Genomic DNA, 10,662 nt, shown 5'->3' with positions numbered 1-10,662 from the left:
CGGGCCTGGGCGCGCTCCAAGCTCGGCATTACACGCACGCCCCCTGGGGCGTCGGAACCTACGCACCGTACGCGCGTCGTGGCATCCCGCCGGTCCACGGCCGCGGCGACGTTCTGTAGGGCGACCTCCGTCCGGTGGGTGCGAGCAAGATCGAGCGAGCGGTGGACGACCGCGACACGGCGCTCCGGATCTTCCTGGAGGAGCGCTGCTCGGCGCCTCGCTCGTGGGTCAACGGTCCCGGCGATACCTACGCCCGGCACGCGCACGACTACCACAAGGTCCTGTTCTGCCTCGACGGCTCGATCACGTTCCACCTCGACGACGGTGACACGATGCTCGAACCGGGCGACCGCCTCGACCTCCCACCCGGAACGTGGCATACGGCGACGGTCGGTGCCGAGGGCTGCTCGTGCATCGAGGCGTCGCGATGAAGGTCGCGCTCCAAGTCGACCAGTTGTTCCTGAACGCGCCCGGCGGGATCGGCACCTACATCCGCCACCTGGTGCCGGAGCTTGCGAATCGAGATCCCGCGGTCGAGATGACGTTGTTCCATTCGAGATTCGACTCCCCCGAGCCGCCGGAACCGTGGATGCGAGAGCACCCCATGCACGAGCTCCGGGGGAGGATGCGCTCGCTGTACCTCCGGTGGAACGTCGTCGGCCGACCGCCGCTCCCCGCCCCTCTGGCCGGGGTGGACATCGTCCACGTCACCAACCATGCCGGCGTCGCGCCCGCCGGCGCGAGGCAACGTCTCGTCGTAACCGTCCACGACCTCGCCTTCGACGTCCTGCCCGGAGCGTTCCCGCCCAGATGGCGGGTCGTCTACCGCCTCGGCGTGCGTGCGACAGTTCGGCGGGCCGATGCGATCGTCACGCCGTCGCGGACCACCGCGGAGGATCTCCTTTCGAGAACCGCCGTCGACCCGAGCAAGCTCCACGTCGTTCCGCTCGCCGCTTCGTTGCCCGCAGGCAAGCTCGACGCCGACGACGTGCTGGCCCGGCTGAAGATCCGGGGACCGTACGTCCTGTTCGTGGGGACGCTCGAGCCGCGCAAGAACCTCCTCCGGCTGGTGCGCGCGTACCGGCGCGTTGCGGCCGAGGGCTTCCCTCACGCGCTCGTGCTCGCGGGGCCGCTCGGATGGCATCACGAATCCTTGATGCGCGAGCTCGCGCTGCAGGGGCCGGGGGAGATCGTCATGACCGGCGAGATCTCGGCCGACGAGCTCGACGCCGTCTACCGCGCGGCGGACGTGTTCGCCTATCCATCGCTGTACGAGGGGTTCGGTCTGCCGGTGCTCGAGGCGTTGGTTCGAGGCATCCCGACCGTCGCCTCGAACACGTCCGCCGTTCCCGAGGTCTCGGGCGACGCGGCGCTGGGGGTGGATCCGCGCTCGGTGCGGTCGATCGCGCAGGCTATCTCGTCGCTCGTGTCGGACGTCGGGCTCGCCGATCGCATGGCGGCTCGGGCGCGGGCACAGGCCCAGCGGTTCAGCTGGGACGAGACGGCGCGCTTGACACTCCAGGTCTACGAGCGAGCTCTCGGCGAGAAATGACGCGGCCGGCTCGCGTTCGAGTCAGTCGTACTCGTAGAAGCCGCGTCCGCTCTTGCGGCCGAGCCGGTGCGCCGCCACCATCCGCCGCAGCAGCGGCGGAGGCGCGAACCGGGCGTCCCTGAACTCCTCGTACAACACGTCGCCGATCTGCGCGCACGTGTCGAGGCCGATCAGATCGGCCAACCGGAGCGGCCCCATCGGGTGGTTGAGCCCCAGGTCGATCGCGGCGTCGATGTCCTCACGGCTGGCGAAGCCTTCCTCGAGCATCCTGATCGCATCGTTCAGGTATGGGATCAACAGCGTGTTCACGATGAATCCCGCGCGATCGCGCGAGAGCACCGTGGTCTTGCCGAGCGCGGCACCGTACTCGCGAGCGAACTCGACCGTCTCGTCCGACGTCGTGATCGCTTTCACGATCTCGATCAGTCCCATGACCGGAACCGGATTGAAGAAGTGCATGCCGATCACGCGGTCCGCGCGTTTGGTCGCCGCGCCGAGGTCGACGATGGGAATCGACGACGTGTTCGAGGCGAGCACGACCTCGGGCCGGACCACCTCATCGAGGCGGCGAAAAACGTCGCGCTTGGTATCGGCGTCCTCCGTCGCGGCCTCGATGACCAGATCCACGTCGGCGAGATCGTTCGGGTCGGTCGTCCCCGAGACGCGCGCAAGGGCCTCGTCGCTCACGTTGGCATCGAGCTTTCCGCGTTCCACCGCGCGCGCCATGGACGTCTCGATGCGGTGGCGCCCCGACTCGACGAGCTCGTCGCTCGCCTCGAGGTAGACCACCTGTTGGCCGGCGCGAGCGGCGACCTCGACGATGCCCGAGCCCATCAACCCGGAGCCGACCACCCCGAGCACTCGAACGTCTTCGCCGCGCATGGCCTCCGGCCGAACCGATGTCAGAGGCCAAGCGTACAATCGGTCGGTACCGCGATCCGATCGCATCGAGACAAAACCCGTGCGCAACTGGACATCGGTAGGCAGGCTCCGCCGTACCTCGGTATTCGCGTTCGCCGTCGCCGGCCTCGTGCTCGGTCACGCGCTGGCGTACGTCCTGGCGATGCCCGATCCACATCACCGTGACCTGGTTCTCTCGCGCACCGGTCACGACTACCTGCCCGCGGCAGCCCAACTGGCGCTGATCCTCGCGTTCGCCGGCGCGTCCGCGGCAGCGATCGGCGGCATCCTCTCGCGGCGGGAGTCGGCGTCGGATCGTTGGCTCACGCTCGCGGCGCGACTTGCTGTGGTGCAGGCGAGCGCGTTCGCGGGTCAGGAATTCATGGAGCGCATCGCAACGGGCGCGCCGCTCGCGGATCTCGTCCACGAACACCTGCTCGTCGTCGGCTTCGCCGCGCAGGTCGTCGTGGCGTTCGTCGGCTCGGCGGTCCTTCGGTGGATCGCGCGATCCTCGGCCCGTCTCGTCGGCGCGAGGTGGACGGCGCTACCGACTCCAAGGCTCGTTCCCGCCTTCGCGCTTCCGGCGGCGAACGACGTCCATCGTCACCGGGACGCCCACCGGTCGAGCGCTCAACGCGCACCTCCCCTTCGCTGACTTCCGTCGTTGCAGGCGCGGCTGAGCCGCGCCAACGCAAGTCCCGAAAGGAGAGGGCATTGTCCAAGAACGTGACGCGCACGCTGACCGCGTCCATCGTCACGATCGTCGTGGTCGGCCTCGCGCCGGCCGCATCCGCTCATGAAGGACGGACGCACGGCGACCTGGAGATGGTCGTGGGGTTCGGGACCGAGCCGGCATACGCCGGCCAGCCGAACAGCGTGCAGCTGATCCTGAGCCACGGCGGCGAGCCGGTCGTCGATCTCGGCGACACCGTCGACGTCGAGGTCGAGTTCGGCGACCAGACCATGGCGCTTCAGCTCGAGCCGAACTTCGCCGTCGGCGCGTCCGGCGAGCCTGGCGACTATCGCGCGTGGTTCATCCCGACCCGTCCGGGTCACTACACGTTCCACTTCAGCGGGACCATCGCGGACGAGGAGATCGACGAGTCGTTCACGTCGGGTCCGCGGACGTTTGGCGACGTGAACGATCCGGCAGAGATCCAGTTCCCTGAGCAGGACCCAACGACAGGCGAGCTCGCGGACCGCATCGACCGTGAGGTGCCGCGGCTCACCACAGCGATCGACGACGTGCGCGCCGCATCGACGGAAGCGTCAGACGACGCGGCGGGAGCGCGGACGCTTGGGCTGATCGGCGTCGTCGTCGGGGCCCTCGGAGTGATCACCGCCGTCGCCGCACTCGTCGCGGCGCGAAGGAGACCGGCACGGGCCTAATCGCGCATGCCGGCGGCGCCGACGAGCTGTTGTCCACCGCGCTCGTCAGCGGTGGCGTCGTGCTCGCGTGGATCGGGCTCACGCGCATCCGGCATCGCGGGTTCTACCGGCTCCCGCGATGGGGCGCCTGGTCGCTTGTTGCGCTCGCGCCCGCGTCGCTCTTTGCCGCGTTGGCGGTCCCGTCGTTGCTGTTCCCACAACAGGCGGCTGGGCCTCGTCCCACGTCGACGGCCTCGATCGCTTTCGTCGAACCGTCGCCGGGTGCGAGCGTTTCCGGCCTATGGCTGGGCGTCCGCCTCCGCCTCGAAGGCGGACAGGTCGTTCAACAGACGACGACGAACGTCACGCCCGACACCGGACACATCCATCTGTACCTCGACGGCGAGATCGTCTCGATGACCTACGGGACCCAACAGCGCGTGCCGCTCGACGACCTCGCCCCCGGACCGCATCGATTGATGGCCGAGTTCGTCGCCGCGGATCACGTGCCGTTCGCGCCGCCAGTCGTGACGGCCGTCGAGTTCTTCACGGAAGAACGATGAGACGCCTCGTCTCGCGGATCGCGCTCCTCTCGGGGGTTGGCGTGGTCCTCGGGACGACGTGGTTCTCGACGCCCGCACTCGCCCATGCCGCGCTCGACGAGTCCGACCCCGCGAGTGGTGAGATCCTCCAGGCGCCGCCGGACGAGATCCGTCTCACGTTCACCGAGCCGCCCGACGTGTCACTCACGACGATCGGCGTCGACGCCGGTGGCGTCCCGGTGGCCACCACCGGCCCGCCCGAACGCGTGCCCGGCACGGAACGCGAGATCCGGTTCGGCCTTCCCGAACTGGACGACGGCGTCTACACCGTCACGTGGCGAACCGTCTCCGAGACCGACGGCCACGTCACGGCCGGCGCGTTCACGTTCGGCGTTGGTGTCACTCGAGGAGAGGTCAGTGGAGTCGTTCCCCGCGACGAGACGCCGCCGCCGAGTCCCCTCGCCGTCACCGGAAAGTGGGGCCTGTACGTCGGGTTGGCCGTTCTGTTCGGTGCCGCCGTCGCCGGTCTCGTCGTCTTCGGTCCGAACACGATTGCCCGCCCGGCGGTCCTGGCGGTCGCGTGGATCGGCGTCGCCGTCGGCGTGGTCGTCATCACACTGGAAGAGCGTGCGGTGTTGTCGGTACCGCTAGGGACGTTGCTCTCCTCGAAGGCGGGAGGTGACTTCGTCGGCCTGGCGATCGCCGTCGGCGTGGCCGGCCTTGCCACGCTCGTCGCCGCGGTTCATACGAGCCGGGCCACGCTCGCCCTCCTCGCCGCCGCGACGGCCGCCGCGATGTTCGTGCGGGCGCTGACCGGTCATGCCGGCGGATCGGTCACCGCGGTCGGCGAACAGTGGCTTCACCTCATGGCGGTCGGCGCGTGGATCGGCGGTCTCGCGTGGCTCGTCCTATCGCTGCGACGCGGTCTCGAACCGAGGACGGTTCGGCGTTTCTCGAACCTCGCGGCCGTGGGGCTCGCCATGCTGTTCGTATCCGGCTTCCTCCGCGCAGCGAACGAGCTCGGCGGATTGGGATGGTGGCTCGACCCGTTCGAGAACGACTACAGCACGGCGCTCGTCGTGAAGCTCGGTGTGGTGGTTCCGCTCGTCGGGCTCGGCGCGTTGAATCGGTTCCGGAACGTCGCGCGGATCGAACGCGCCGGCTCGCGCCCGCTCCTTCGAACGGTGGGCGCCGAGCTCGGACTGGCCGCGACGGTCTTCGCGGTGACAGGCGTCATGACCGGACTGCCGCCGCAGGAAGGATCGGACCTCGCTCCTGCCGAACGACCGCTCGTCGTGACGGGCTCGGACTTCGCCACGACGACCAGGGTGCGTCTGCAGATATCGCCGGGCGCAGTCGGGCCGAACGAGTTCGTAGCCGACGTGACCGACTTCGACACGGGCGAACCCGTCGACGCGCAACAGGTGAGCCTGCGATTCGACCTTCCGGCGCGACCGGAGGTCGCCTCCGAGCTCGACCTCGAACCGATGGAAGACGGCACGTGGCACGCCGAGTCGACAACGCTGGCGATGCCCGGTACCTGGAGCGTCACTGTGCTCGTCCAGGGCGCCGGCGACTCGACAACGGTCGACCTTCGTGTCACTCCCCGAGTGCCGGACCAGCGCGTCGAGGTCTCCCGCGCTCCCGGCCAGCCGGACCTGTACACGATCTTCCTCGGCGGCGAGGTTCAGATCCAGGCGTACGTCGATCCCGGAACACCGGGACGAACGAACCAGGTGCACGTGACGGCCTTCGAGGGCGCGGAAGAGCTCCCGCTACGATCCGCCGTGATCGGAGTGACGGCGCCGTCTGATGAGCGATTCGAACCTGACCTGCTGCGGCTCGGTCGGGGACACTTCGCCGCGAACATCGAGCTGACGCCCGGCGTATGGTCGTTCGACGTCACGGCGGAGGCGCGTGACGGCAGCGTCCTTTCGGCGGCGTTCGAGCAGCGTTTCGAGACATGAGACGCACGATCACGATCGTGTTGGTCGGAGCAGCGCTCGCCGCATGCGGCGGCTCGGACGGATCGGGCGGCTCCCCCACCGCCACGCTCTCGCTGATCCCCAGGCCGAGCAGCTCGGCCGAGCTTGCCGTGACCTCTCCGGGGAACGGAGAGATCGTCCGCGGCTCGACGGTCGATCTGCGGGTCGACCTGGAGGGTGCCAGGATCGTCCCGCAGACGACGACGGAGCTCGCGCCCGACGAGGGCCATCTCCACGTCCTGCTCGACGACGAGGTCATCTCGATGACCGAAGGCACACGGCAGCGGATCAGAGACGTCGCGCCCGGCGTCCACCGACTGACGGTGGAGTTCGTGGCGAACGATCACGCGCCGTTCGACCCGCGCGTGATCGCGACAATCGTGTTCGAGGCGCGCGGATGAGCGCCGACGTCCGCACCATCAGCGCGCAGCGGTCGGCGCGCGCGACCCTCGTCATCGTGGCAGCCGGAAGCGTCGTGCTGCTCGCGCGCCCGTTCGTCGGCGTCGCGCCCGACGCGCGCGTGCAGCTGTTCGCCACGGCGTACCTGGTGCTCGCGGCATCCTCGCTGGCTGTGCCGGTCGCGAACGAACGTCCGCGCGTCGCGCCCTCAATTGTCCTGGCGATCGGCGCGGCCTCGATCGTTTTCGCGTCGACGATCGCCGGCCCGTCGGTACCAACGCCGCACCCGTCCCTCGCGCTGCCGCTGTCACTCCTCGCCGCGGTCGCGGAGGAAGGGCTCTTTCGCCGTGTCGCGTACGCGCGACTCGCCAAGTACGGCGCGCTCGTTGCCATCGCGGGCTCGGCGATCCTGTTCGCCATGGTGCACCTGCCGGCGTATGGCGTCGCGGCCCTTCCCGTCGACCTGGGCGCGGGGGCCCTCTTCGGGTGGCAGCGGTGGGCGTCCGGCACGTGGCTCGTGCCGGCGGGCACGCACGCGTTCGCCAACGCGGTGGCGATCCTGCGATGAGGCGTGCACTGGCTCTCTCGATAGCCGCCGTGTTCGTGGCGGGTGCGGCGTGCTCGCCCGCGCCGGCACCGATCCGTGTCGGTGCGGTGTACCCCCTGTCCGGATCGCAGGGGCCGGGTGGTGTCGACGAGTACCGGGGCGTTCAGGTCGCCGTCGACCTCGTGAACGCGGACGGCGGCGTCGACGGCCGGCCGATCGAGCTGGTTCCGCTCGACGTTCCGGTTGCCGACGCCGCGCCGGGCGCGGTCGAGGAACTCCACCGAGAGGGCATCGCCGTCGTGCTCGGAAGCTACGGCAGCACGATCTCGGCGCCGGCGGCGGACGCCGCGGCACGACGGAGCATGTTGTTCTGGGAGACCGGCGCCGTGGGGGAGATGACCGGCGGCGGCGCGGGCGAGCTCGTCTTCCGAGTCGCCCCGAGCGGCGCGGTCCTCGGCCGCAACGCGATCGCCTTCGTTGCCGACAGGGATGCGCCGGTGCTCGGTAGGGACGCCTCGAAGCTGCGCTATGCCGTGACCCTCGTCGACGACGCGTACGGGCGTGCGGTCGCGAAGGGTGCGCTGGACGAGCTCGAACGGCGTGATTACACCCTCGCCGCGACGCTCCCGTACGACCCGCGGACCGTCGACATGACGCGACTGATCAGCGAGCTCACTGCGGCCCAGCCCGACGTCGTGTTCGTGTCCGCGTACCTGGAGGACGCGATCGCGATGCGCCGGGAGATGGTTCGCCAAGGCCTCGACGTCCTCACGGCGATCGGAACGTCATCGAGCTACTGCATGCCGGAGTTCGGCACGACGCTCGGCAAGCAAGCCGTCGGGCTGTTCGCGTCGGACAAGCCCGACTCCGAGGCGCTGAACGATCGCGGTCTGACCGCCGGCGGACGCGCGCTGCTCGAGCGGGCCCGTGACGCGTACGCGGACCGATTCGACGAGTCGATGAGCGCCGCCGCGCTCGCCGGGTTCTCCGGCGCGTGGGCGCTCCTCGGCGTCGTGGCGCAGAACGCCGACTCGCTTACACCGAAGGCGATGGCGGACTCCGCGAACCGAACGCGCCTTCCGATCGGGTCGCTGCCGAACGGCAGCGGTCTCCAGTTCGGCGAGGCCGGGACGGCGACGGCCGGTGCGAACGTCCTCGCCGCGAGCGTCGTGTGGCAGTGGCAGGCGCCGGGCGAGTACGCCGTCGTGTGGCCGCCGCGGTACGCGACGTCGCGTATCGAGCCGATCGATCCGCTCCCGTGAAGGACCGCCCACGACGGCTCCGCGGGCCTTCCGGCACGCCCAGCCGAACGGTCCTCGCGGTCGGCAGCGCCGTTGTCGCCGCCTACATCGCCACGGCGTGGTTCTCGGGACAACTGAGCCCGCTCGCCCAACGCCCGCTGCTCGACGGACTCGTCCCGCCGGCGCCGTACCGATGGGTCGATCCCCCGCCCGAGCTCGCGTCGACGAACGTCGAACCGACGCCCGTGACGACGGTGGTGAAGCTCGGCAACAGAGGAAGCGCGACTGCGATCGTGTCGACCGACGACGCCCAGGTGACCCTCGTGCTGCCGCGCGGTGCATTTGGGAACGCGGCGCAACAACAGAGCGTTCGGGTCCGCATCGAACCACTCCCGCCCGGCACGGTCGAACCCCCTGAGCCGCCACTTCGGATCCTCGGCAACGTGTATCGGCTGCGCGGGAACTACGTCCCGTCGGGCGACCCGGCTCCTCTCCAGACCGAAGGCGTGCGCGTCGTGCTCGTGTACCCGTTCATCTCGACCGACCACTGGCAGCACGCCGTGATCGTCTCCCCAGACGGCGAGTCATGGACCTCGGTCGAGACGAACGACTTCCGCGGCATCCAGCAGGCCGACGGACCGATCGAGACGCTCGGCTACGTGGCCGTCGTTCAGACGGGAGTGCGCGCGTCGCCGGCGCCGACCACGGACGGCGGCGGCGACGTCGCAACGATCGGGATCGTGGTGGGACTCATCGCGCTCGCGGCGGGCGCCGTATTGGCGCTCCGACCCACGCGCCGGCCATCGGCGCGTCGACGCCGTGGTTTGAGGAAACGAACCGACCCTCGCGGGCGACGCGACGAACGGACGCGCGGCCGACGGCGATCTAGTAGCAGGCCTGGGAGAGGAGCGGCCAGGGATTCACGGCCGAACCGATCACCGAATACCCGTAGGGACTGACCGGCCAGTTCTCCGGGATCTGATAGGGGTGCCACTCGAAGTGGTTGTGGGGCGTCGTTGCGTCGCCCGAGACTCCGACGTACCCGATGATGTCGCCGGCGTTGACGGACCCAGTCACCCCCGGTTGCGCGAGATGCGCGTTGTACGTGTACCCGTGCGCGCCGTACACGTAGACGGCGTACCCCCCGAGGCCGTTCACCGACGTGCTCGCCGTCCCGTCGAACGTCGCGCGGATCGGCGTGTTCATCGGCGCCATGATGTCGTTTCCGGCGTGCGGGTGGTATCCGCCGCCGAAGCGAGGCGCGCCGAACCCGTCTGACACCGCGCGCGGCGGATCGACGGGACAGACCTCGAACACGCCGTCGAAGAACTGGACCCCGGTTAGCGCCTCGAGCTCTCGTTGCCGCTTGCGGTCGAGCCGTTTGGCGAGCTCTACGGCCTTCGCCTTCTTCGCCTCGAGGTCGTCCAGGATTCGCTGTTGCTCGGCGAGGTTCGCGTCCACAGCGGCCTTTTGTTCCCGGGCCTGTTGAAGCGCGGCCGCGCGACTCGCCCGGAGGCGCTCTTCCTCCTGCTTCTCCGCCGCCAGCTCGTTCTTGAGGTTCTGCACGTCGATGGCCAGGTCGACGTCCGTCTCGCTGACGGCGCTCACGTACTCGAGCCGAGCGGACAGGTCGACCAGCGAGGTCGAACCGAACAGGAACTCGAGCTCGGTCCCCGGCCCGGCCATGAAGGTCTCTCGCGCGCGCGCGTCGAGCCGCCTCTGAAGCGCCGCGAACTCGTTCTGCGCGTCGTGAAGGTTCTCCCTCGTCTTGTCGAGTTCCGCACTGATCTGCTGGAAGCGAGCTTCGGCGTCCTGGACCCGCTGCCACATCTCGGCGGCCTGGGCCATGAGGCCGTCGAGCTCCCCTTCCTGTTGCGAGATTTCCGCGACGAGCCGGTCGACTTCCGCCTCCGCGTCCTCGAGCTGTTCCTCCGTCGAGGTCTGCGCACTCGCTACCGGCGAGAGCGCCGCGAGGAGCAGCAGCGCGACAGCTGCATAGAGCAGGCCGGAGAGACGGCTGGGGGCGTGCATCGACTTCTCGGCCATGGAAGGGTTCCCTGCTTACCGAGCCGGCTACGGGGTTGTCAACTCGCGCGGCCGTTCGAGCCTGCCCCACGCGTTGGCCCGA

12 protein-coding genes are annotated in these 10,662 nt (G+C 69.5%); 10 read left to right on the top strand and 2 right to left on the bottom strand.

Going from position 1 to position 10,662, the window contains the following annotated elements; translation table 11 throughout:
- The first annotated feature begins 134 nt into the window (after positions 1 to 134).
- Both VFA08_12565 and VFA08_12560 read left to right on the top strand, forming a co-directional pair.
- The gene (locus VFA08_12565) at positions 135 to 431 is read left to right on the top strand and encodes a cupin domain-containing protein (protein HYZ14419.1); all 297 of its coding nucleotides are present in this window, start codon (positions 135 to 137) and stop codon (positions 429 to 431) included.
- Complete coding sequence (locus tag VFA08_12560; GenBank protein ID HYZ14418.1) at positions 428 to 1,552, top strand: glycosyltransferase family 1 protein; 1,125 nt, start codon at positions 428 to 430, stop codon at positions 1,550 to 1,552. Before VFA08_12565 ends, VFA08_12560 begins: the two co-directional genes overlap by 4 nt.
- 21 nt (positions 1,553 to 1,573) lie before the next feature.
- Here VFA08_12560 and VFA08_12555 read toward each other — a convergent pair whose 3' ends face one another.
- Entirely contained in the window at positions 1,574 to 2,434 is an 861-nt protein-coding gene (locus VFA08_12555) for a 3-hydroxybutyryl-CoA dehydrogenase (GenBank protein HYZ14417.1), read from the bottom strand.
- A gap of 79 nt (positions 2,435 to 2,513) precedes the next feature.
- Between VFA08_12555 and VFA08_12550 the strand changes: the two genes are divergently transcribed.
- From VFA08_12550 to VFA08_12515, 8 genes are read left to right on the top strand one after another with little or no spacing between them, the layout of a single operon-like run.
- Positions 2,514 to 3,107, top strand: a complete 594-nt coding sequence (locus tag VFA08_12550) for a hypothetical protein (GenBank protein ID HYZ14416.1) — start codon at positions 2,514 to 2,516, stop codon at positions 3,105 to 3,107.
- A gap of 59 nt (positions 3,108 to 3,166) precedes the next feature.
- Positions 3,167 to 3,841, top strand: coding sequence for a hypothetical protein (locus VFA08_12545; protein ID HYZ14415.1), 675 nt, complete (start codon positions 3,167 to 3,169; stop codon positions 3,839 to 3,841).
- A gap of 29 nt (positions 3,842 to 3,870) precedes the next feature.
- Complete coding sequence (locus tag VFA08_12540; protein ID HYZ14414.1) at positions 3,871 to 4,383, top strand: hypothetical protein; 513 nt, start codon at positions 3,871 to 3,873, stop codon at positions 4,381 to 4,383.
- Complete coding sequence (locus VFA08_12535) at positions 4,380 to 6,329, top strand: FixH family protein (GenBank protein HYZ14413.1); 1,950 nt, start codon at positions 4,380 to 4,382, stop codon at positions 6,327 to 6,329. The genes VFA08_12540 and VFA08_12535 overlap by 4 nt, the downstream gene beginning before the upstream one ends.
- Positions 6,326 to 6,748, top strand: coding sequence for a DUF6130 family protein (locus tag VFA08_12530; GenBank protein ID HYZ14412.1), 423 nt, complete (start codon positions 6,326 to 6,328; stop codon positions 6,746 to 6,748). Before VFA08_12535 ends, VFA08_12530 begins: the two co-directional genes overlap by 4 nt.
- Positions 6,745 to 7,314: a CPBP family intramembrane glutamic endopeptidase gene (locus tag VFA08_12525; GenBank protein HYZ14411.1), complete on the top strand. Its 570-nt coding sequence runs from the start codon at positions 6,745 to 6,747 to the stop codon at positions 7,312 to 7,314. Before VFA08_12530 ends, VFA08_12525 begins: the two co-directional genes overlap by 4 nt.
- Complete coding sequence (locus tag VFA08_12520; protein ID HYZ14410.1) at positions 7,311 to 8,555, top strand: ABC transporter substrate-binding protein; 1,245 nt, start codon at positions 7,311 to 7,313, stop codon at positions 8,553 to 8,555. Before VFA08_12525 ends, VFA08_12520 begins: the two co-directional genes overlap by 4 nt.
- Positions 8,552 to 9,493, top strand: coding sequence for a hypothetical protein (locus tag VFA08_12515; protein ID HYZ14409.1), 942 nt, complete (start codon positions 8,552 to 8,554; stop codon positions 9,491 to 9,493). Before VFA08_12520 ends, VFA08_12515 begins: the two co-directional genes overlap by 4 nt.
- On the opposite strand, the gene VFA08_12510 is transcribed toward VFA08_12515, so the two are convergent.
- Positions 9,420 to 10,580: a peptidoglycan DD-metalloendopeptidase family protein gene (locus VFA08_12510; GenBank protein HYZ14408.1), complete on the bottom strand. Its 1,161-nt coding sequence runs from the start codon at positions 10,578 to 10,580 to the stop codon at positions 9,420 to 9,422. The genes VFA08_12515 and VFA08_12510 overlap by 74 nt on opposite strands.
- Positions 10,581 to 10,662: the final 82 nt, after the last annotated feature.

The organism is Actinomycetota bacterium (assembly GCA_035640355.1).
Taxonomy (GTDB): Bacteria; Actinomycetota; UBA4738; order UBA4738; family HRBIN12; genus CALGFI01.
The sequence above is the reverse complement of the archived record's forward strand: the minus strand, read 5'-3'. Positions and strand labels throughout refer to the sequence as shown.